Genomic DNA, 21,121 nt, shown 5'->3' on the forward strand with positions numbered 1-21,121 from the left:
CGTAGATTATCAAATATAGCATAAACAACTAATAAACAAGATGTTAACTATTATTGTGTTTATGGTTTAGTTATCAAGCAACTACAATTTAATTCAAATTCAATGGATTAAACCCATATATATCTATGTTTTGTTTAAAAATACAAGAGTATTTAAAGCTAATTTTCCTTTTCAAGGATGTAGAATAACTCGTTGGACATTCTAAATAATGTTATTTTTTATATTGTTGATGTTTCTTTTAATGATAAACTTATTTAAATACTGAATGGTTGTGAGTGCTGAAATTCTAGATATTATTCTAGTCTTAAATTCTCGAAAATACTTTGCGTAATTGCGTCTTATCATAAATTAATCACATAACTTAGAGAACTAGGTTTCTGTATTTTTTTTATTAGAAATGTGGAGTTGTCTTTTAGGGTTATTTTTAGCATCTTCCATTTCTATAAATTCAGAAGTTAGTCTTAAACTAATTAATTCTAAATTACTCATCTTAGGTTGCTGTATTTGATAGGCTAGAAGACCCGTTGTGTATTATAAATTACATAAAAAAAGTTGTTCATTGGCCTGTTAAAGTCGTGTATTTATTTGAATATTAAACAATTAAATATATGAACAACTTTAAAGCAAATTACAATAAAATTTTAGAAGTACTAAAGTCAATTACAGAAAAAGAACAATTTTTAAAACAAAAAAGAAAACCAAGACTTAAAGATATAGAATTAATTGCTATGAATTTAACAGCAGAATACATGAGTATTGATAGTGAATGTCAGTTGTTTAAAGAGATTTCTATTGATTTGAAAAATAAGATTGAACGTTCTGTTTATAATAGGAGAAAGCGAAAACTATTTTTTGCCATAGCGTTTATTAGAAATGAACTATCAAATAAATTTAATGAATTTGAAAATTATTTTGTGGTAGATAGCATGCCTTTAGAGGTGGTTAAATTGGCTAGAAGTAGTAGCAGTAAAATTTGCAAAGAAGAATTTTATAGTTCTCCAAATAGAGGTTTTTGTGCAAGCCAAAACATGCACTACTATGGGTACAAAATACATGCGGTTAGTTCTATTGAGGGTGTTTTTAAAAGTTTTGATATAAGCAAAGCTTCAGTTCACGATATTCATTATTTAAAAGATATTAAAAATCAATTTAATGAGTGTGTGATTTTGGGAGATAAAAGATATTTAAGTGCTGATTATCAATTAGATTTATTTGAAAGTAAGCAAATAAAACTGGAAGTTCCAATGCGGAAAAATCAACAGAATTATAAAAAACAAACATTTATTTTTAGAAAGAAAAGAAAGCGAATAGAAACTTTGTTTTCACAACTTTTCGACCAATTTATGATTCGCAGAAATTATGCTAAATCTTTTCAAGGTTTTAAAACAAGAATACTATCAAAATTAACATCATTAACAATCATTCAGTTTATTAATAAGTTTGTTTTTGATAGAAATATAAATAATATAAAAATTAGCATTATTTAAATGCACAACGGGTTGATATTGATAAATGTGTATGGTTGGTAATTCGTTTTTGGTGATATTTTCTAAAACTCCATAAACTACTTCATTACTTTCGATTGTTGTTTTGGGTGAAGTTTTAGAACTTTTACCACTTTGAATACTTGTGTTAGTAAATACGTAAGCATTTGGAAAATTAGTTCTTACCGTTAACCAAGTTGTTTCAACCAAATTAATAGTTTCAAGCATTTTATTTTGGTATTTACCTTTAATACTTTTTAATAAAAATTGAGACCAATAGGTATCGGTTTTTTGATCAATAGCTACTAAATTTTCTTTATATAAATACCCAGAAGATCTTAAAATAAAGGAATCTTCTGTGTTAAAATCTCGTTTAAAGAGGATACTACTTTCAGTAATTGGACAATAAGTTAATGAAAATGCTATTCCGTTTTTATCATCATTTATAATTTCATAGGTGCTAATATAGCGATAGGGATATGCCCAAACTTCACCATTTTTAAAACTAATTAAGGCCACTTTACTTGGGTCAGAAATAAATTCAACATCTTTTGCTAATGTATAGCTAGGGTTTAATGCTAAAGGGAAAGGGCTATTAGAGCCTGTAATTTCAGAGGTAGGAACTATCCAATTAAATGCAGTATTATTAGCTTCTAAATCTACCAAGGTAGTTTCATTTGAATTAGAGTTGCAAGAGCTATAAAGAAACAAGCTACACGTAATAATAAATAGTTTTTTCATTGGTTGCATTGTGTTTCAGCGTTTGCTAAGTAGACGAATTTGTTTTTGCTTTCTTACAAAATAATTTGAGGGTTTCTTTTAAAAAAGCAAAAAAAAAAGACTGCCTTTTCAGAACAGTCTTTTCCTTTTCATAACAATCTCCCCTACTATTGTTTGTTGCCAAGCATCAATAATTCATTTATAACAACTTCAGTAATATATTTTTTAGCGCCATCTTTATCTTCATAACTTCTTGAAGTTAGTTTGCCTTCAATGGCAATTTCATTTCCTTTTTCAAGATATTTTTCTACAATTTCTGCGGTTTTATTCCAAGCAATTAGATTGTGCCATTCAGTATTTGTGATTTTTTCTCCTTCTGTATTTTTATAACTTTCATTTGTTGCCAGTGAAAATTTAGCTAACTTTTTCCCTGAATCTAAGGTGATAATTTCGGGGTTGTTTCCTAGGTTTCCAATTAACTGCACTTTGTTTCTTAACGTACTCATAAGATAAGGTATTAAATTACGTTGAATTTCATTTGTTCAATCCAACAGTGCAAATATTAGAAAGCCTTTCAATATTATTCGGTTGTTATATAATTACTTTCGAATGTAAACGGATGTAAACGTTTGTATGTGTTTTTTTTATACCTTTGAAGTCTATACTACTAAATAAAATGTTAGATTATGATAATTGATTTCAAAAATGAAATTTGGAAATCATATACACAAGAGCATTGGAGTGATGATGACGAATATATGATTTCAAATTATGGGAGGGTTAAGAAGAAGAAAGTTTACAACAGTGATTGGAGATTATCTCCCACTTCACTGGTGACTGGATATAAATCTTTTGGGATCAAGAAAAAGGGAAACTTAAAATCTTCATCAGCTTATGTACATAGGTTGGTGGCAATTTTATTTTTAGAAAGAAAAGAGGACCAAAAATTTGTAATTCATTTAGACTTTGACAAAACAAATAATGTAGCTTCAAATTTAAAATGGACGAATAGAGTTGAACTTAATGAGCACAACAAAAAAAATCCAGTTCATAAAAAAAGATTAGGACGAAGAACCTACTCTAAATTGACAGAAGGAAGAGTTCGAATAATAAAGAAGAAAATATTAGATCCAAATAGGAGAACAAGAATGCGCTTAATTGCCAAACAATTTGGAATTTCTGAAATGCAGTTGTATAGAATTAAATCTGGCGAAAACTGGGGAAGTGTAAAAGTGTAACAACTATTTTTTTAAAAAGAATAATTGAAAAAGATAAAAATTGCTATGAAAAAAAATTGCTTAGAATGTGGAGAACCATTAATTGGACGAATTGATAAAAAATTCTGTTCAGATTATTGTAGAAATTCATTCAATAATAAAATTAACAAGGAGAGCAAAAACCTTATACGAAACACAAACAATAGATTGCGTAAAAATCATCATTTACTCACGAAGTTAAATGTAACAGGTAAAACAAAAGTTACTAGAAGAAAATTGTTAGATGGTAATTTTGATTTTAATTTTTTCACATCAATATATACTACAAAAACAGGAAATACGTATTACTACATTTACGACCAAGGTTACTTAGCTTTAGAAAACGATTATTATTTATTGATAAGAAAAGAATAATTGTGTATTTCATCATTGCCTTTTGTTTAGCAAATTATAAAAATATTTAAATTTGTTAAAAGGAAAAGAATACAAACGCAACGTAGTGAAGCAATCTGTTACTTTTTATACAGATTACTTCGTCGTAAAGAACTCCTCGTAATAACGTTTTGCTATTGAGAATGTAGTAAAACACTTTTAAACGAAGGTTAAAACTTGTTTTCTACTTCAGCAGCTTCCAACATTAAATAATGTAAGTCGGTATTTTTTATAAAAGGTGTTAATAAATCACTTCCAGGGCCAAACATTGCTAATTCAACATAATCAGCAGAATGTTGCATGCTAATCCAACCAATTGAATTATGTTGTTTTTGAATTTCAGCAAGTACTTTGAAAGGCAAATGTCGTGCATTGTATACGCCATTTTCAGATTTTAAATTGTTGTAGTAGCTTAAAATTAATTTAGCTTCATTATCAGTTGTAGCAAAATTATTAGCATATTCTATTCGTTCTTTAACCTGTGAAATGGAAGTTTCTTTACTAAAACCATTTAAAATCCATTCATTTGTATGTTTGTAGTTTTGAATTGAATCAAAATTAACGTTGGCTTTTTTGCCATAAATTAGTCCGGGATTTGCATTTCCGTGATCTGTAGTTATTATTACTAAAGTTTCTTCGTCTTTTTCAGCAAAATCAATAGCTACCTTTAAAGCTTCATCATGAGCTACTTGATCGTACAATAAACCAGCAATATCATTTCCATGTGCTGCCCAATCAACTTTTCCAGCTTCAACTTGTAGTACAAAGCCTTCTGCATTATCTTTCATTCTGTCAATAGCTTTCTGAGTCATTTCACCCAAAGTTGGAATTTTATCGCTAAGTTCTTTATTATTGTCTCTATCTTTTGTGTAAGGAAGACCGTTATTGTAAAAAACACCCAAAATAGGTTTGGTTATATCAGCAGCTAACATTTCATTTCTTGTTTTTACAACTTGATAACCAGCATGGGTAAACTTCTGATACATATCAACTTTATCTTTTCTGTAGTTTGAAGAAAAGTAATTATTTCCACCGCCCATCATAATATCAAAACTTTGCTCTAAATATTTTTCAGCAATTTTTTCTTGAGAATTACGAGATTTACTGTTTACGCAAAATCCGGCAGGTGTTGCATGCGTTATAGGCACAGTTGTAACACAACCAGCCATTTTACCAGCTTTTTTAAATTTTTGCCAAAGAGGTAAATGTTCTTCACCATTAGCACTAACATTTATTCCTCCATTTGGTATTCTAACACCACCACCCCAAGATGAACTAGCAGCAGCAGAATCGGTCACCAAAGACGTGGCAGATGCCATATCCATTAACCCTCTATTTACTTTATTTTCTTTATATAATTGGAGCCAGTTACTACCAATCCCTGTTTTTCTTGACAAGTATAAATCAGCCATATTAAGAGTTCCAATACTCATACCATCACTAATAACAATTATAATATTTTTGGCCTTTTTATGTTTTTTTACAGTATCAAAATCAGTTGGAGCAGCTACAATATCAAAGGGGTTTAATAGTGAAGTTCCAAGAGCAAATAAGGACCCGTTTCTAAAAAAATTTCTTCTATCCATGTTGGGTTTTATAAAAAGTATTTTTCAAAGGTAAAAGAATTAGGAAATAACCTTGTATTATTTATTGCTTTGTAGGTACATTTAATGAAACGTTAACATTTTATTTTAATTAAACTAAAAAATAAATTAATTTTAGGCATTTCAATTTTTTAAAATATGATTTCAAAAAAATACTACCAAGTTATTTCACTTTTAATTATAGTAGCTACAGTTTATTATAGCTTTTACGCATTAATGCCTTCGGGAAATATTGTGGAAACACCCGCAAAAACAGAGTTTTCAACTTCAAATGCATTAAAACATTTAAAAGAAATTACAAAAAAACCACATTTTACGGGTTCTACCGCTCATGAGTTTGTGGTAAATTATATTGAAACAGAATTAAAAAAACTAGGGCTAGAGGTTGAAATTCAAGAGCAAATGGCTGTTAATGAAAAATGGAGAGCTGCCGCCAACACTAAAAATATTATTGCTAGAATTAAAGGTGCTGAAAAAGGAAAAGCACTATTATTACTTTCGCATTATGATGCTAACCCACATTCATCTTTGGGAGCTAGCGATGCCGGAAGCGGGGTAGTTACTATTTTAGAAGGTATTCGTGCATTTTTGGCAAGTAAAAAACAACCAAAAAATGATATTATTATTTGTATTACAGATGCTGAAGAATTAGGATTGCTAGGAGCAAATGCCTTTGTAAACCACCATCCTTGGGCAAAAAATGTAGGTTTAGTGCTAAACTTTGAAGCTCGTGGAAGTGGAGGTCCAAGTTATATGTTGTTAGAGACAAATGGTGGAAATAAAAAATTAATTGAAGCATTTAGCAATGCTAAAACGCCTTATCCTGTAGCCAACTCACTAATGTACAGTATCTACAAAATGTTGCCTAACGATACAGATTTAACTGTTTTTAGAGAAGATGGAGATATAAGCGGCTTTAATTTTGCCTTTATTGGTGATCATTTTGATTACCATACTGCTCAAGATTCCTACGAGCGTTTAGATTTAAACACTTTAAATCATCAAGCTTCATATTTAATGCCTTTACTTAATTTTTTCGCATATAATTCTGTTGAAAACTTCAATTCAAATGTTGATTATGTGTATTTTAATGTTCCTTATTTTGGATTAATTTTTTATCCATTTTCATTTGTAACACCGCTTTTTATAGGTAGCGTTATTTTATTTATATTCCTTGTTTTTATAGGTATTTCAAAAAAAGTATTCACGCTGTCGGGTATTTTTAAAGGCTTTATCCCTTTTACTATATCATTAGTAATTTCAGTACTTTTTGCAATTTATGGTTGGAAATTATTATTGGTAATACACCCTCAATACAATGATATTTTACATGGGTTTACCTATAATGGTTATTATTATATAGCGGTTTTTGTTTCGTTTACACTAGCTATTTGTTTTTGGTTTTATAAAGGGTTTTTTAAAAAAAGAAGCATACAAGATTTAATAATTGCTCCATTATTTGTGTGGCTTTTAATCAATGGAGCTGTTGCTTTTTATTTAAAGGGAGCAGGTTTTTTTATCTTGCCAGTACTAATTTTATTGGTCATATTAGGTGTTTTAATTTTTAATAAAAAACAGTCTAAAACAATACTGTTTTTTACGGTATTATCAATTCCAATACTTCTAATTTTTTCACCGTTGATAAAAATGTTTCCAGTAGGATTAGGGTTGAAAATGCTTGTAATTAGCACCTTTTTTACCGTACTATTATTTGGGGTTTTAATTCCTGTTTTTCAACAATATAAAAAGCCTAAAAACCTAGCTAACTTATTTTTATTAGTTGGCGTTATGGCATTAATATCAGCTACTGTTTTTTCAAGCTATAGCATAGATAGAAAGCAACCAAATAGTATTTTATATGTTTTAGATGTAAATAAAAATGAAGCCTATTGGGCAAGTTACAATTCTAAAGTAGATAAATTTACCAAACAATTTTTAGGAGAACATCCAATAAAAGGAAGTTATGATAAAAACACTACAGCAAGTAAATACAAAACAGGAATTCAATGGTACACAAAAACAGCAATTAAAAATTTGAAGAAACCTATAATTTCAATAGTTTTAGATACTATAATTGGTAGTGATAGAAAAGTTGGTTTAAGTATTTTATCAAATAGAAATGCAAACAAAGTTGAAATAATAACAAAAACGCCTATAAAATTCAAATCGTTCAAAGTAAATAATGAATCTTTGAAAAAAAATCTAAAAGAAAAGTATGTTTTTGAAATTACACAAGGTACCCTAATGAGTTACTATAGAACGAATAAAGATGAAATAATTAAGTTAGAATTTGTAGTTGATAGGTTTCAAAAATTTAATATTGATGTATTAGAAGCGAAATATGATTTGTTTACAAATTCAGAATTTAAAATAATACCTCGTTCAGAAATAATGATGCCAATGCCTTTTGTTTTGAATGATGCTACAGTTATTAAAACCAACCTAACTTTTTAAAAATGAAGAAATTTATCACCCTAATTGTTACTATTAATTTTATAGTTGCTTGCAAACAAAATACTCCAGTTAAAATAGTGGCTAAAAAAAGTACAGAAATTAGTTATTCAAAACCAGAATTAAATGAAAAAAGTGCCAATTATTTATATCATTTCGCCTTTGATTGTATTGATCAGGAATACCCAAATAAATTGGGGCAAGTTTTGGGAGATGCAACGTATTTAAAAGAACCTTCAGAATTACACCCCGCTTTTTATGGATGTTTTGATTGGCACTCTTCAGTGCATGGACATTGGACTTTACTTAACATTATAAAGGAATTACCAAATTTTAAGCAACGAGATATTATTTTACAAAAACTACAAAAAAGCATTACTAAAGAAAACATTTTAAAAGAAGTACAATTTTTTGATGATAATTACAATAAAAATTTTGAAAGAACTTATGGTTGGGCCTGGCTTTTGAAAGTTGCTGAAACGTTGAAAGATTGGAATACAGAAGAAGCAAAAGAGATGTATGAAAATTTAAAACCTTTAGTAAATCTTGTTGAAGAAAAATATATAGCGTTTTTACCAAAATTAAAGTACCCTATAAGAGTAGGAGAACATCCTAATACCGCTTTTGGAATGTCATTTGCATTAGATTATGCTAAAAAATATTCGCCAAAATTAGAAAAAATAATTATTGAGAAAGCAACAGCCTATTATATGAATGATAAAGGATGTCCAATTAACTGGGAACCAGGCGGATTTGATTTTTTATCTCCTTGTTTACAAGAAGCCTCATTAATGTTGAAAGTTTTACCCATTGAAGATTATATTGTTTGGCTTGACGCTTTTTTGCCAAATTTCAGAAATAATCCTTCACAGTATTTAAGAGTGGCTCAAGTAACTGATAGATCAGACGGTAAATTAGCACATTTAGATGGATTAAATTTTAGTAGAGCTTGGTGTTTATATGAAATGGGGTTTGTTTTAAAAAATAAAAAAATGATAAATTTGGCCAATAAGCACTTTAGTTATAGTTATAATAAAATGGATTCAGGTGAGTATGCAGGTGCTCATTGGTTAGCTTCTTTTGCCTTATATGCTGTACTTAAAAGTAATTAATCTTTTTTAAATTGAGTAATACGCAACGTGTTTGCCATACCTCTTTCCTTAACAGGCATAGATGTAATATTAATAGCAAAATCACCTTCATTCAAATAACCTCTTTGATTGGCAATGGTATTAATGTCTTTAATTGTTTGATCCGTACTTACAAATTTATCATAATAAATACCTTTTACGCCCCATAATAAATTTAACATTGCTAATATTCTTCTATTTGATGAAAACACCAAAATATTAGATGTTGGCCTCCAAGAAGAAATGTGAAATGCCGTGTAACCAGAGTCTGTTAATGTTGTAATTACTTCAGCATTAATTGAAGTTGCCATAAGTGCGGCTTGATGACAAATTGTTTTTGAAATAAACCGTTCATTAACACATTGTACATATTCATCAGGTATTGAAATTAATGGAGAATTTTCAACATTTTCAATAATTCTACGCATTTGCTTAATTACAGCAATAGGAAATTCGCCAACAGATGTTTCTCCTGAAAGCATTACGGCATCGGCACCATCCATTATTGAATTTGCAACATCATTAACTTCAGCTCTTGTTGGAACTTGATTATCAATCATAGTTTCCATCATTTGTGTAGCAATAATAACAGGTATATTTGCTTTCTTAGCTTTTAATACCAATCTTTTTTGAATAAGAGGCACTTGTTCCATAGGTACTTCAACACCTAAATCTCCACGGGCTACCATTAAAGCGTCACAATAAGCGGTAAGCTTATTAATATTTGCAACTGCCTCAGGTTTTTCAATTTTAGCAATTACAGGAATTTTATATGGAGAATTTTCTTTTATTAATGTATTCAATTCAATTAAATCTTCAGGTGTTCTAACAAAGGATAAAGCAATCCAATCTACTTCCATTTTAATTGCAAATAAAGCATCTTCAATGTCTTTTTCGGTTAAAGCAGGCAATGATATTTTTGTATTAGGAAGATTTACGCCTTTTTTAGATTTTAATTTACCGCCACGTAAAACTTTTGTGGTTACTTTTGTGTCTCGATCAGTTGCCGTAACTTCAAACAATAATTTACCATCATCAACCAAAATATGTTCACCAACCTTTACATCTTTCGGGAAGTTTTGATAGGTCATATAAGCTTCTTCAGAAGTGCCTTCACATTTTTTTGTAGTGAATGTAAATGTATCTCCTTCTTTTAATTTCACTTTCTCCCCCATAACTCCAACGCGTAATTTTGGACCTTGTAAATCGGCTAAAATGGCGACATGAAAATTAAGACGTTTATTAATATCTCTAATTATTTTAATTTTTTCTTTAACATCTTCATAATCGGCATGTGAAAAATTTACTCTAAATACATTTACACCAGCTTCTATCATTTTTTTAATAATTTCTTTGGTGCTGCAAGCGGGTCCAAGAGTTGCTACAATTTTTGTGCGTTTTCTATTTTTTAACATAATTAGAATATTAGGTGATTTTTAGATTTTAGTGTATTAGGGTCTATGGCGTATGCAGTAATTATTTGATTAATATTATTTAATTTGTCAACCAATTTTTTAACAAAATTTGATTGATTACATCCTTTAATTTTTAGAAAGTAATCTATTTTCTTTTTTTCGGGTATTAAATAAGAAATTGTACTATAATCACCTTCAAATAATCCTTCATTTTTAGTTTTAACTACTTGTATGTATTTATTATTTATTAAATAATAACTCATAAAATTATTTTCATCATTAAATTCAAATAAAGGAAATTGAGCATCGGAATTTTTAAAATCTAAATGATGTTTATAGTGAATTAGCTTAGTTTCTAAATGTTTATTTAATAGATATGCCAATCTGTAATCTTCTTCAGTTGAATGAATTCCAATTAGTAAATAATCGTCCTCTAAATCAAGTGTTAATAATTGCATACAAAAATTGTATAATTGGTTTGGTAAAAATACTATTGTTTAATAACAGTAACTAATAATTTTGCGAAATCGTATTCGCATCTGGTTTATGGGTTCGAAATTTCGTTTTGGAATGCAAAATAAGCTCTTTTTGAAGCAATTTCTTCAGCTTTTTTCTTCGAAGTTGCTCTGCCTTTAGCAATTACTTTACCATTTAAAATTAGTTTAACACTAAAATGTTTTATTGAATCATTACCCGTATCTTCATAAACATCGTATAAAAAAGTTGTTTTTTGTTTTTGACACCATTCAATAAATAAACTTTTATAGCTGGTTATTTTACCTTCTAATTTTGGTACATCAACATAAGGTGCAATAACCCTTTTATAGATAAACTTTTCACAATAGTTATACCCTTTATCTAAATATATGGCTCCAACCAAAGCTTCAAAAACATTTCCATGTATATTATCTCCAAATTTTGATCTTGAAATATTACTTCTAACAAAATGTAATAAGCCTAAATCTCTACCAAGTTCATTTAAATGCTCTCTACTTACAATTTTAGAACGCATTTGAGTTAAATAACCTTCGTCTCCCGTAGGAACTTCTTGAAATAAATGTGCAGCAATTATAGCACTTAACATAGCATCTCCTAAAAACTCTAATCGCTCATAGTTAATTGTTAAGCCAGTTTCTTTATCTATTTCCTTTATAGATCTATGAATGAAAGCTTTTTGATAATACTGTAATTTTTTTGGAGTAAAGCCTAATAATCTTTTTAGCTCAATATAAAAAATCTCCTCTTTTTTTGAGCGAGGTTTTATTATTTTACGAATGAAGTTCATTCAAATTTGTTATTAATCAAGTTTTTTAAGAAGTACACAAGCATTGTGCCCTCCAAATCCAAAGGTATTACTCATTGCAACTTTTACATTTCGTTTTTGAGCTTTGTTAAATGTAAAGTTTAATTTACTGTCAATTTGATCATCATCAGTAAAATGATTTATTGTAGGAGGTACAATACCATATTTCATTGCTAATATAGAAGCAATAGCTTCAATGGCTCCAGCAGCACCTAATAAGTGTCCGGTCATTGACTTGGTTGAGTTTAGATTAAGCTTGTATGCGTGTTCTCCAAACACTTCTAAAATTGCTTTAGATTCAGCAATGTCTCCTAATGGTGTTGCGGTACCATGCATGTTTATAGCATCTACATCCTCAGGTTTTAAACCAGCATCTTTTAAACAGTTTTTCATCACTAATTTAGCTCCTAATCCTTCGGGATGTGGTGCAGTAATGTGATAAGCATCAGCTGATAATCCTCCTCCAGCTACTTCAGCATAAATTTTTGCACCTCTTGCTTTGGCGTGTTCATATTCTTCAAGAATTAGTGTGCCTGCTCCTTCACCAGAGACAAAGCCATCTCTGTCTTTATCAAAGGGTCTTGATGCAGTTGCTGGATCATCGTTTCTTGTAGAAAGTGCTTGTAGCGCATTAAATCCACCCATTCCTGCAATGGTTATAGTAGCTTCAGAACCTCCAGACACCATGATATCTGCATATCCTAATCGGATATAATTTAAAGCATCAATAATTGAATTTGAAGAAGATGCACATGCTGATACTGTTGCAAAGTTTGGTCCTCTAAACCCATATTTAATGGAAATTTGACCCGGTGCAATATCAGCAATCATTTTTGGAATAAAGAAAGGATTAAATCTAGGAGTTCCATCACCAGCAGAAAAATTTAAAACTTCATTTTGAAAAGTTTCTAAACCGCCAATTCCTGCTCCCCAAATAACGCCAACCCTATCTTTGTCAATTTTTTCTAAATCTAATTGTGAATCGTTAATGGCTTCTTCAGTAGCTACCATAGCATACTGCGTAAATCTATCCATTTTACGAGCTTCTTTTCGGTTCATAAAATTTGTAACCTCAAAGTTTTTTAATTCACAGGCAAAACGAGTTTTGAACTTGGTAGCATCAAAGTGTGTAATTGGAGCAGCCCCGCTAACACCATTAACAAGGCCGTTCCAATATTGTTCAATGTTATTCCCTATTGGTGTTAAAGCACCAAGTCCAGTTACTACTACTCGTCTTATTTCCATATAAGAATTACTTTTTAGCTTCTTCTATATAGCTAATTGCTTGACCAACAGTTCCAATATTCTCTGCTTGATCATCCGGAATTTGAATATCAAATTCTTTTTCGAATTCCATAATTAACTCAACAGTATCAAGTGAATCTGCTCCTAAATCGTTAGTGAAGCTTGCTTCTGTTGTTACTTCATTTTCGTCAACGCCTAATTTATCTACGATAATGGCTTTAACTCTTGATGCAATGTCTGACATAATTTTTATTTTTTAATTTAATTACTGGGCAAAAATATAAAACTTTATTGAAATGAAAATATTTTACTTCATAAAAGATAATTAATGTTTTCTAAAAATATAGAAAGTTTTTTTATTTAACCAGTAAAAGTTGTTATATATTTATTTTATTTGTGTAAAACATAAATTAATTCTTAAATAAATGAAGCGTATTGCAATACTGGCTTCTGGCACAGGTACAAATGCTGAGAATATCATAAAATATTTTAAAAACAACAGTTTAATTTCTGTTGTTCAAGTACTATCTAACAATAAAGAAGCTGATGTTTTAAAAAAAGCAAAACGCTTAGGTATACCAAGTAGATATTTTGATAAAAATTCTCTATTTAACACGAATGAAATACTCACTATTTTAAAAGAGCAAGCAGATTATATAATTTTAGCTGGGTTTTTATGGAAAATACCGCTTAAAATTATTGAGCTATTTCCTAATAAGATACTAAATATTCATCCGGCACTATTGCCAAAATATGGAGGAAAGGGAATGTATGGTATGCATGTACACAATGCTGTTGTAGAAAATAGAGAAAAAGAAACAGGAATAACTATTCACTTTGTGAATGAAAATTATGACGAAGGAGCTATTATTTTCCAAAAAAGTGTTGAAGTTTTAGTTTGTGATACCGCTGAAGATGTTGCCAAAAAAATACATGTTTTAGAGCAAGAAAATTTTCCAAAAATTATTGAAAAAGTTATTTTAGAAAATGAAAAATAAAAATCAAGTACATATTTATACGGATGGTGCTTGCAGTGGAAACCCAGGACCCGGAGGTTACGGTATTGTTATGGAGTGGGTAGGAAAGCCTTATAAAAAAGAATTTTCTGAAGGATATAAGAAAACAACCAATAATCGTATGGAATTGTTGGCAGTAATTGTTGCTTTAGAAAAAATAAAAACAACAGATGTTGAAATCACGGTATTTTCAGATTCTAAATACGTTGTTGATGCTGTTGAAAAAAAATGGCTCTTAGGGTGGCAAAAAAAAAGATTTAAGGATGTTAAAAATCCAGATTTATGGAAGCGTTTTTTAAAAATTTACAATCCAAGAAACACTAAATTTATTTGGATAAAAGGACATAATAATCACCCCCAAAATGAACGGTGTGATGTGTTAGCTGTTCAAGCTTCAAAAAAAGAAAACTTATTAGAAGACACAGGTTATATTAAAAAGGAAGATTTACTTTTTTAAAAAAGAATTTATTTTTCCAATTAAGAAAGCATTGTTTTAGCCTTAATAATTGCTTCATACAATAAATCAATTTCCTCAAAAGTGTTGTAAAAAGCAAAGGAAGCTCTAACGGTTCCAGGAATTTTATAAAAGTCCATAATAGGTTGTGCACAATGGTGGCCAGTTCTAACAGCAATTCCCAATTTGTCAATAATTACTCCTATATCATACGGGTGAATTCCTTCAATATTAAATGAAATAACAGCCGTTTTTGTTTTTGAAGTACCATAAATTTTTAGTCCTTCTATTTGAAGTAATTTTTTTGTAGCGTATTGAAGCAACTCATCTTCATAAGCTGCAATGTTATCGAAACCTAAATTATTTATATAGTCAATGGCGGTTCCAAATGCAATTACACCTGCGATATTTGGTGTTCCTGCTTCAAATTTATAAGGTAAATCTGCGTAAGTTGTTTTTTCAAAAGTAACTTGTTTAATCATTTCACCTCCACCTTGGTATGGCGGTAATTTATGAAGCCATTTCTCTTTCCCGTACAATATTCCAACACCTGTAGGGCCACACATTTTATGTGCCGAAGCAACATAGAAATCAACATCCAACGCCTGAACATCTGTTTTAATATGGGCAGAACTTTGTGCTCCATCAATTAAAACTGCAGCACCAATATGATGTGCTTTATCAATAATTTTTTTAATAGGATTTATAGTTCCCAAAGCATTTGAAACGTGATTTACAAATACTAGTTTTGTTTTTTCAGAGAGTAATTTTTCATAGATATCTAGCTGTAATTCTCCTTCTTCATTCATAGGAATTACTTTTAAAATTGCACCCGTTCGTTCGCATAACATTTGCCAAGGAACTATGTTTGAATGGTGCTCTAAGGCTGAGACTATAATTTCATCTCCTTTCTTTAATAATGAAGTAAAACCAGTAGCAACAATATTTATACTGTGTGTTGTTCCTGCGGTTAAAATAATTTCATAGTTTTTTTTAGCATTAAAATGTTTTTGCAGTTTAACACGTGCTTCTTCAAAGGCATTTGTTGCTTTTTGACTAAGTGTGTGCACTCCTCTATGAATATTTGCGTTAAAAGTAGTGTAATAGTTAACAATACTATCAATTACAATTTGTGGTTTTTGGCTTGTAGCGGCATTATCAAAATATACCAATGGTTTACCATTCACTTTTTGTTTTAGTATGGGAAACTCAGTTCTAATTTTTTGGATATCTATCATTTTCTTTTTTTAGAATCATTCTAAATGCGAAATTACAAAATAAGAGTTTGTTTAAGAACAATAAAGGGTAATATTAATATAAGGGGGTGTATATTTAAAATATTTTTGTTAAAGCTCCAATAAGTCTTTCAAACGGATAACCCGTTGGTCCCAAGTTAAAAAGTGTTTTTTTTAAATTAAATTTTGAAGCATGAAGCCTGTTGTGTTTTTTTAGAATAGGAAAAGCATTACTATAAATTTCTTTTGTAGTAATTCCGTTGTATAACTTTGTTTTTAGACAATTAATAACGTTATCTATTTCTTTTATAGAAGCACCGTTTGTTTGTAAAGATTCTCTTAGTTTTTGAAAAGAAAAAGGCTCAAGTTCACCAGAAGCTTTTTTAATATTTATAACGTTATTATTCACATTTTTTTTTAAAACCTTAAAATTTCAGTCATTAATCCAAAACGTATTACATCTAATTTGTTTTGGAAATAAATATTGTAATAATCCATACCGTGATAAAATTGAACAAAGAATCCAATATCTTCTAAAAACGTTGGATGATAGTAAAAAGTTAGACTAACATTTAACCTGTCTAAATTAAAAGTATCCCAATTGTTAATAGCATCAAACATCCAAGTAGTTTCTACTTTTAGAGAAATATTAGGCCTTTTATCTGATTTTAAATCAGATATAGGGAGTTTAAATGCAGAAAATGTATTGTGCCATCTAAACCCACTATATTTTCCGTGTAATTCACTTAGCATCCAACTTTTTGGGTGCATTTCAATAGAGCTTTTAAAAAATTTAATAGCATTGTGAGCCTCACTAAAAGAGGTTTGAATAAAACCAAGCTCAAAATAATTGGTCGCAAAATTTCCAGATAATAAGTTAATGGTGCCATCTTCATTGTAAAAATCATTATTTTGACCGTTAGAGTGGTGTGCAATTCTTCCAAAAAGAGTGGTGTGATTTGCCAATGTTTTATCACCTACTAAATAATAAAATGTAATTTGAGGGATGTAACTTGGTGTTCTTACAGGGTAAGAATTTTCATTGTACATTCTTATAATAATTTGTGAAGTTAAAACCCCCATTAACCTAGCGTCTTTTCGTTCCCTAATTATAAAACTAGGACTAATATTAGCTTCAAACATTAGCGGTGCTATGTTTCCAATATCAGAAGGAAATGTTACATAACTATCACTTTGGTTTACCAAAGCTATTTTTGTGAGATCTAATCCTAAATTTAGGGTATCTCCTTTTAGATGTTGCGAATAAGTAATGTTAGTGAAAATAAGGAATATTAATAGTAAATTGTAATAATACTTATTCATAGTTTATGAGGGTTTAGGTGTTAGAAATAAATGACTTTAATTTCTTTTACGGTATCGCTATTTAATAAAAAACTTGCTTTTGAGAATTTAGGTCTATTTCTTATACCAATAGATTTGTAATTTGAAAAACCAATACCTTCCTTTGGAAGTATAAATTCCTTATCAATTTTGCCGTTTTCATTTTCATCATGGAGTATGTTAATAGCGTATTTCCCCTCGGGTAAATTAGTAAAAACTACTGTTGAAGAATCTTTTGTAATAGGTACAACTTTCTTTTTATAGTATCTTTTATATTTCTCATCGGGGATAGAACCATCTTTATTATAAATAGCAAATTGAACAACTCCTATGGTGTTTCTTAAGTGTTTTACTTTAATAGTTAACGAGTACGTATTTATAGTGTTTTTTTCACCAAATGAAGTAAGCGATAAAAACCCCACCAACACCATTATTTTTTTAATTATTTGTTCCATTTTATAGTTGTTAAGTATGCAAAAAAGGTAAAAACAAGAGTTATAGTAAATCTAAAAATTAGTGCTCCAATTGTTTTAGTTTCGTACAATCCACCAGTGTTTATGTGAATAATAAACCCAATAGCTGCCACAACAAGCAAAGTCAGAGAAATACCTAGTAGTTTAACTGTCCAGTTTTTAATAGTTATAAATCCATATGCAGCAAACAAATAAAGAATGCTGCTAATAAAATTTGCCCAAACCACCATTAATACATAATTTCCTTCTTTGGCTCTAATCCCAAACCAATCAAAAATAATAGAACTACTTAAAAAGAGTGTTAATAATGCAAAAGCTGTTAGAGCAATTGCTATAAGGTATTTTAGTGTTTTTTTCATTTGTGTAATTTTTTAAGTTGTTTTTTTATAACTCCAAACGGCCAATCCATTCATAATAATTGCGTAGACAATTGTTTTTATAAATAAAGGAGCAATATCTGTAAATGAGGATCCCTTGAGCATTACCATTCGTATGATTTCCACAAAATATTTTATAGGGTTAAATTCAGTTAAATATTGTGCCCATTGAGGCATACTTTCTATAGGAGTGAATAATCCACTCATTAAAATAAATATGACGACAAAAAACCAAGCAATAAACATGGCTTGTTGTTGAGTATCTGTAAAATTGGATATAAATAAACCAATACCTAAAATTACTAAGATATATACAGAAGTATAAGTGTAAAGCAATAGAATGCTACCTACAATAGGGATATTAAATAATAATTTAGCAATAATTAAACCTATGGTTAAAAGTAGTAATCCTAATACCCAAAACGGAAATAATTTTCCAATAATAAATTGATATTTTTTAACAGGGGTTACATTAATTTGTTCTAAAGTTCCAATTTCTTTTTCTCGAACAATATTCATTCCCGATAAAAAAAGCGTAATCATAGTAACTAATAAAACTAAAATACCTGGCACCATAAACGTTTTATAGTTAAGTGTTTTGTTGTACCAAAATGAAGGAATGCTTACAATACTTTTAGGCAAATACTGTTTATTATTAGGTTGTAATAAATTTGCAGAAACGTTTTTATTAAAATTTTGAATAATCTGATTTATATATACATTTTCAACTCCAGCAGCGGCACCATCAATAGCATTAATAATTACAGCTAAACTTGTTTTTTTGTCTTTTAACAAATCTCGTTCAAAGTATTGAGGAATTTCTAAAATAACATCTACATTTCCCTTTAGCATTTCTGAAGATGCAATTTTTTCAGAAGAGAAGCTATCAACAATATTAAAATATGTTGAGGCTTTAAATTTATCAATAAGTTCCCTCGAAAACGAAGAGTGATCATAATCAACAAATGAAAATTTAATATTTTTTATTTCAAATGTTGCTGCATTTGAAAGAATAATTAATTGTATTAAAGGCAATACAAAAATTAAGGGAAGCATTGCTTTATTTCTAAAGATTTGCTTAAATTCTTTTTGAATGATATACAGTATTATCTTCATTATTCTAGTCTAATTTTATACTTTTTAATACTCAAAACAATAAAAAACACAGTCATTGCAACCAAAATTAAAGTTTCTTTCCAAACAAGTATTAACCCAACACCTTTTAGCATAATTCCCTTTAAAATAACAATAAACCATTTTGCGGGTATAATGTGACTTATAATTTGTAAAGGAACTGGCATGCTAGTTATTGGGAAAATAAAGCCAGATAATAAGATTACAGGAAGCATTAGTCCCATTAAAGAAATCATCATTGCAGTTTGTTGCGTATCAGAAATAGTTGAAATTAAAATTCCAAGTGATAGTGCGTTTATAATAAATAAAATACTTTCAAATCCAAGTAAAAATAAATTCCCTTCAATAGGCATTTTAAATATAAAAATACTTAGTAAAATAATAACAATAGCATTAATAATAGAAAGAAATATATACGGGAATACTTTTCCAATAATTACTTGAAATGGTTTTATAGGTGAAACTAATAAAATTTCCATAGTTCCCATTTCTTTTTCACGGGTTATTGAAATAGAAGTCATCATTGCAGAAACAAGCATCAAAATAATGGTCATTACTCCAGGAACAAACATAAAAACACTTTTTAATTCAGGATTATACACCATACGAGATTCTGGGGCAATTTGATAGGGTATTTTTATTTCTTTGTTAATTTGTTGCTGATATTTTTGAAGAATTGAACTTACATAATTAGTAACGGTATTTGCTGTGTTTGGATCGGTAGCATCTGTAATTATTTGAACCGTTGCTAACTTATTTTTGGTTAGTTTTTTACTAAAATCTTTTTCGAAAACTAATACGGCTTTAACTTTTCCCTTTTTAAAAACCGATTCAATTTCAGCTTCATTGGATATAAATTGTTGATTGCTAAAGTATTTTGAAGCACTTATTTTATTAATAATTTCTTGAGTTGTAGCACCCTTTGATTTGTCTAAAATGGCAATATTTACATTGTTAATTTCATTCGTAATGGCAAAACCAAAAAGCATTACTTGTGCAATGGGCATTCCAAAAAGAATAAATAATGAACGCTTATCTCTAAAAATGTGATAAAATTCTTTTTTTATAAATCCTATAAATCGTTTCATATTTTTTTTGTTGTCATCACTAGGAATGAAATGACGAGGTAATCTCATTTTTAAGCTAGAGATTGCCACACTTCACTTTGTTACGTTTGCAATGAGATTTTAGTATTCATTTTTAATTTTCATTTCGACTTCGCTCAGCGACTATTTTTTTAATTTTACAATATCAATTATCCTCTAGCTAATTTTAAAAATACATCATTCATATTTTTTACTTTAAACAGTTCTTTTAATTTTTTTGGAGTATCCAATGCTTCAATTTTGCCATTAACCATAATAGAAACTCTATCGCAGTATTCAGCCTCATCCATATAGTGTGTAGTTACAAAAACGGTAGTTCCATTGTGTGCTGTTTTATAAATCATTTCCCAAAATTGACGTCGAGTAATTGGGTCAACACCTCCGGTAGGTTCATCTAAAAATATAACTTTAGGATTGTGAAGTAGTGCTACAGAGAACGCTATTTTTTGTTTCCACCCCAAAGGTAAAGACCCAACTAGTTCATTAGCAACATTCTGTAGGTTTAGTTCGTCAATTAGTGCTTTGGATTTCTCTTTAATTTTAACTTTTGACAATCCATATATTCCTCCAAAAAAAGTAATATTTTCTTTTACAGTTAAATCGTCATACAATGCAAATTTTTGACTCATATACCCTATGTTTTTTTTGATATCTTCAGGGTGCGTATACACGTCAAAATTAGCTACAGATGCTTCTCCTGATGTTGGTTTTGAAATACCAATAAGCATTTTCATTGCTGTTGTTTTTCCAGCACCGTTTGCACCTAAAAAACCAAATATTTCACCTTGTTTTACTTCAAAAGAAATTTTATCTACTGCAGTAAAGTCACCAAATTTTTTGGTGAGCTCTTTAACCTGTATTACATTTTTTTCTTTCATTTTTTCTTTGATATAAAATCCATCCTTCTAAATTTGTTTCAGAATTTCATGATATTGATTTTAAATGATTACCCTACTTTATTTCAACTTTGCCCAATAATTGGCT

At 29.4% G+C, this 21,121-nt stretch carries 23 protein-coding genes and 1 pseudogene; 7 read left to right on the forward strand and 17 right to left on the reverse strand.

Going from position 1 to position 21,121, the window contains the following annotated elements:
• Positions 1–201: 201 nt before the first annotated feature.
• Positions 202–369, reverse strand: a pseudogene (locus Lupro_RS13745) (IS982 family transposase); the annotation flags it as partial.
• Between the two features lie 239 nt (positions 370–608).
• Here Lupro_RS13745 and Lupro_RS09245 point away from each other — a divergent pair.
• Positions 609–1,487: an IS982 family transposase gene (locus Lupro_RS09245; RefSeq protein WP_068209143.1), complete on the forward strand. Its 879-nt coding sequence runs from the start codon at positions 609–611 to the stop codon at positions 1,485–1,487.
• Here the strand turns inward: Lupro_RS09245 and Lupro_RS09250 are convergent.
• Complete coding sequence (locus Lupro_RS09250) at positions 1,413–2,225, reverse strand: DUF3179 domain-containing (seleno)protein (RefSeq protein ID WP_158499563.1); 813 nt, start codon at positions 2,223–2,225, stop codon at positions 1,413–1,415. The two genes, Lupro_RS09245 and Lupro_RS09250, sit on opposite strands and share 75 nt — an antisense overlap.
• 146 nt (positions 2,226–2,371) lie before the next feature.
• Complete coding sequence (locus Lupro_RS09255; protein WP_068209149.1) at positions 2,372–2,710, reverse strand: single-stranded DNA-binding protein; 339 nt, start codon at positions 2,708–2,710, stop codon at positions 2,372–2,374.
• 180 nt (positions 2,711–2,890) lie between these two features.
• On the opposite strand from Lupro_RS09255, the gene Lupro_RS09260 reads away from it, so the two are divergent.
• Entirely contained in the window at positions 2,891–3,442 is a 552-nt protein-coding gene (locus tag Lupro_RS09260; protein ID WP_068209152.1) for an HNH endonuclease family protein, read from the forward strand.
• 45 nt (positions 3,443–3,487) lie between these two features.
• Positions 3,488–3,835: a hypothetical protein gene (locus Lupro_RS09265; RefSeq protein ID WP_068209155.1), complete on the forward strand. Its 348-nt coding sequence runs from the start codon at positions 3,488–3,490 to the stop codon at positions 3,833–3,835.
• Positions 3,836–4,023: 188 nt separating this feature from the next.
• Here Lupro_RS09265 and Lupro_RS09270 read toward each other — a convergent pair whose 3' ends face one another.
• On the reverse strand, positions 4,024–5,439 hold the full coding sequence (locus Lupro_RS09270; protein ID WP_068209159.1) for an alkaline phosphatase: 1,416 nt from the start codon (positions 5,437–5,439) through the stop codon (positions 4,024–4,026).
• A gap of 156 nt (positions 5,440–5,595) precedes the next feature.
• Here Lupro_RS09270 and Lupro_RS09275 point away from each other — a divergent pair, with 156 nt between their 5' ends.
• Together Lupro_RS09275 and Lupro_RS09280 are read left to right on the forward strand one after the other, a co-directional pair.
• Positions 5,596–7,911: a M28 family peptidase gene (locus Lupro_RS09275; protein ID WP_068209162.1), complete on the forward strand. Its 2,316-nt coding sequence runs from the start codon at positions 5,596–5,598 to the stop codon at positions 7,909–7,911.
• Positions 7,912–7,913: 2 nt separating this feature from the next.
• Complete coding sequence (locus tag Lupro_RS09280) at positions 7,914–9,020, forward strand: DUF2891 domain-containing protein (RefSeq protein ID WP_068209165.1); 1,107 nt, start codon at positions 7,914–7,916, stop codon at positions 9,018–9,020.
• On the opposite strand, the gene pyk is transcribed toward Lupro_RS09280, so the two are convergent.
• The 5 genes from pyk to Lupro_RS09305 all read right to left on the reverse strand — a co-directional run bounded on the left by pyk (position 9,017) and on the right by Lupro_RS09305 (position 13,245).
• Complete coding sequence (gene pyk, locus Lupro_RS09285) at positions 9,017–10,453, reverse strand: pyruvate kinase (protein ID WP_068209167.1); 1,437 nt, start codon at positions 10,451–10,453, stop codon at positions 9,017–9,019. The two genes, Lupro_RS09280 and pyk, sit on opposite strands and share 4 nt — an antisense overlap.
• A gap of 2 nt (positions 10,454–10,455) precedes the next feature.
• Entirely contained in the window at positions 10,456–10,911 is a 456-nt protein-coding gene (locus Lupro_RS09290) for an IPExxxVDY family protein (RefSeq protein WP_068209171.1), read from the reverse strand.
• Positions 10,912–10,997: 86 nt separating this feature from the next.
• Positions 10,998–11,738 (reverse strand): ribonuclease III, encoded by a 741-nt coding sequence (gene rnc, locus Lupro_RS09295; protein ID WP_068209174.1) that lies wholly within the window; start codon positions 11,736–11,738, stop codon positions 10,998–11,000.
• 12 nt (positions 11,739–11,750) lie between these two features.
• A complete protein-coding gene (gene fabF / locus Lupro_RS09300; protein WP_068209178.1) occupies positions 11,751–13,001 on the reverse strand; it encodes a beta-ketoacyl-ACP synthase II in 1,251 nt (416 codons plus the stop codon).
• A gap of 7 nt (positions 13,002–13,008) precedes the next feature.
• On the reverse strand, positions 13,009–13,245 hold the full coding sequence (locus Lupro_RS09305) for an acyl carrier protein (protein WP_068209181.1): 237 nt from the start codon (positions 13,243–13,245) through the stop codon (positions 13,009–13,011).
• Positions 13,246–13,426: 181 nt separating this feature from the next.
• Here Lupro_RS09305 and purN point away from each other — a divergent pair, with 181 nt between their 5' ends.
• On the forward strand, positions 13,427–13,999 hold the full coding sequence (gene purN, locus Lupro_RS09310; protein WP_068209184.1) for a phosphoribosylglycinamide formyltransferase: 573 nt from the start codon (positions 13,427–13,429) through the stop codon (positions 13,997–13,999).
• Positions 13,989–14,474, forward strand: a complete 486-nt coding sequence (rnhA, locus tag Lupro_RS09315) for a ribonuclease HI (protein WP_068209187.1) — start codon at positions 13,989–13,991, stop codon at positions 14,472–14,474. The genes purN and rnhA overlap by 11 nt, the downstream gene beginning before the upstream one ends.
• Before the next feature lie 20 nt (positions 14,475–14,494).
• Here rnhA and Lupro_RS09320 read toward each other — a convergent pair whose 3' ends face one another.
• The 8 genes from Lupro_RS09320 to Lupro_RS09355 form a co-directional block, all read right to left on the reverse strand.
• A complete protein-coding gene (locus tag Lupro_RS09320) occupies positions 14,495–15,709 on the reverse strand; it encodes an aminotransferase class V-fold PLP-dependent enzyme (RefSeq protein ID WP_068209190.1) in 1,215 nt (404 codons plus the stop codon).
• A gap of 94 nt (positions 15,710–15,803) precedes the next feature.
• Positions 15,804–16,115 carry a hypothetical protein gene (locus Lupro_RS09325; RefSeq protein WP_068209193.1) on the reverse strand — a complete coding sequence of 104 codons (312 nt, stop codon included), beginning with the start codon at positions 16,113–16,115 and terminating at the stop codon, positions 15,804–15,806.
• A gap of 8 nt (positions 16,116–16,123) precedes the next feature.
• Positions 16,124–17,029 carry a hypothetical protein gene (locus Lupro_RS09330; RefSeq protein WP_068209196.1) on the reverse strand — a complete coding sequence of 302 codons (906 nt, stop codon included), beginning with the start codon at positions 17,027–17,029 and terminating at the stop codon, positions 16,124–16,126.
• 20 nt (positions 17,030–17,049) lie between these two features.
• A complete protein-coding gene (locus Lupro_RS09335; protein WP_068209199.1) occupies positions 17,050–17,502 on the reverse strand; it encodes a DUF2141 domain-containing protein in 453 nt (150 codons plus the stop codon).
• Positions 17,490–17,879 carry a hypothetical protein gene (locus tag Lupro_RS09340; RefSeq protein ID WP_068209203.1) on the reverse strand — a complete coding sequence of 130 codons (390 nt, stop codon included), beginning with the start codon at positions 17,877–17,879 and terminating at the stop codon, positions 17,490–17,492. Before Lupro_RS09340 ends, Lupro_RS09335 begins: the two co-directional genes overlap by 13 nt.
• Positions 17,880–17,891: 12 nt before the next feature.
• Positions 17,892–19,013 carry an ABC transporter permease gene (locus Lupro_RS09345; protein ID WP_068209206.1) on the reverse strand — a complete coding sequence of 374 codons (1,122 nt, stop codon included), beginning with the start codon at positions 19,011–19,013 and terminating at the stop codon, positions 17,892–17,894.
• Positions 19,013–20,119, reverse strand: coding sequence for an ABC transporter permease (locus Lupro_RS09350; protein ID WP_068211557.1), 1,107 nt, complete (start codon positions 20,117–20,119; stop codon positions 19,013–19,015). Before Lupro_RS09350 ends, Lupro_RS09345 begins: the two co-directional genes overlap by 1 nt.
• A gap of 167 nt (positions 20,120–20,286) precedes the next feature.
• Positions 20,287–21,015 (reverse strand): ABC transporter ATP-binding protein, encoded by a 729-nt coding sequence (locus tag Lupro_RS09355; protein ID WP_068209209.1) that lies wholly within the window; start codon positions 21,013–21,015, stop codon positions 20,287–20,289.
• Positions 21,016–21,121: the final 106 nt, after the last annotated feature.

The organism is Lutibacter profundi (assembly GCF_001543325.1).
GTDB lineage: Bacteria > Bacteroidota > Bacteroidia > Flavobacteriales > Flavobacteriaceae > Lutibacter > Lutibacter profundi.

Excerpts from the sequence above, each read along its gene's own strand:
- pyk (WP_068209167.1), bottom strand. The coding sequence starts at position 10,453 with ATGTTAAAAAATAGAAAACGCACAAAAATTGTAGCAACTCTTGGACCC.
- Lupro_RS09265 (WP_068209155.1), top strand. The coding sequence starts at position 3,488 with ATGAAAAAAAATTGCTTAGAATGTGGAGAACCATTAATTGGACGAATT.
- Lupro_RS09350 (WP_068211557.1), bottom strand. The coding sequence starts at position 20,119 with ATGAAACGATTTATAGGATTTATAAAAAAAGAATTTTATCACATTTTT.
- Lupro_RS09340 (WP_068209203.1), bottom strand. The coding sequence starts at position 17,879 with ATGAAAAAAACACTAAAATACCTTATAGCAATTGCTCTAACAGCTTTT.
- rnhA (WP_068209187.1), top strand. The coding sequence starts at position 13,989 with ATGAAAAATAAAAATCAAGTACATATTTATACGGATGGTGCTTGCAGT.
- Lupro_RS09335 (WP_068209199.1), bottom strand. The coding sequence starts at position 17,502 with ATGGAACAAATAATTAAAAAAATAATGGTGTTGGTGGGGTTTTTATCG.
- Lupro_RS09275 (WP_068209162.1), top strand. The coding sequence starts at position 5,596 with ATGATTTCAAAAAAATACTACCAAGTTATTTCACTTTTAATTATAGTA.
- Lupro_RS09280 (WP_068209165.1), top strand. The coding sequence starts at position 7,914 with ATGAAGAAATTTATCACCCTAATTGTTACTATTAATTTTATAGTTGCT.
- Lupro_RS09320 (WP_068209190.1), bottom strand. The coding sequence starts at position 15,709 with ATGATAGATATCCAAAAAATTAGAACTGAGTTTCCCATACTAAAACAA.
- purN (WP_068209184.1), top strand. The coding sequence starts at position 13,427 with ATGAAGCGTATTGCAATACTGGCTTCTGGCACAGGTACAAATGCTGAG.
- rnc (WP_068209174.1), bottom strand. The coding sequence starts at position 11,738 with ATGAACTTCATTCGTAAAATAATAAAACCTCGCTCAAAAAAAGAGGAG.
- Lupro_RS09245 (WP_068209143.1), top strand. The coding sequence starts at position 609 with ATGAACAACTTTAAAGCAAATTACAATAAAATTTTAGAAGTACTAAAG.
- Lupro_RS09270 (WP_068209159.1), bottom strand. The coding sequence starts at position 5,439 with ATGGATAGAAGAAATTTTTTTAGAAACGGGTCCTTATTTGCTCTTGGA.
- Lupro_RS09330 (WP_068209196.1), bottom strand. The coding sequence starts at position 17,029 with ATGAATAAGTATTATTACAATTTACTATTAATATTCCTTATTTTCACT.
- Lupro_RS09345 (WP_068209206.1), bottom strand. The coding sequence starts at position 19,013 with ATGAAGATAATACTGTATATCATTCAAAAAGAATTTAAGCAAATCTTT.
- Lupro_RS09305 (WP_068209181.1), bottom strand. The coding sequence starts at position 13,245 with ATGTCAGACATTGCATCAAGAGTTAAAGCCATTATCGTAGATAAATTA.
- Lupro_RS09255 (WP_068209149.1), bottom strand. The coding sequence starts at position 2,710 with ATGAGTACGTTAAGAAACAAAGTGCAGTTAATTGGAAACCTAGGAAAC.
- Lupro_RS09250 (WP_158499563.1), bottom strand. The coding sequence starts at position 2,225 with ATGAAAAAACTATTTATTATTACGTGTAGCTTGTTTCTTTATAGCTCT.
- fabF (WP_068209178.1), bottom strand. The coding sequence starts at position 13,001 with ATGGAAATAAGACGAGTAGTAGTAACTGGACTTGGTGCTTTAACACCA.
- Lupro_RS09355 (WP_068209209.1), bottom strand. The coding sequence starts at position 21,015 with ATGAAAGAAAAAAATGTAATACAGGTTAAAGAGCTCACCAAAAAATTT.
- Lupro_RS09290 (WP_068209171.1), bottom strand. The coding sequence starts at position 10,911 with ATGCAATTATTAACACTTGATTTAGAGGACGATTATTTACTAATTGGA.
- Lupro_RS09260 (WP_068209152.1), top strand. The coding sequence starts at position 2,891 with ATGATAATTGATTTCAAAAATGAAATTTGGAAATCATATACACAAGAG.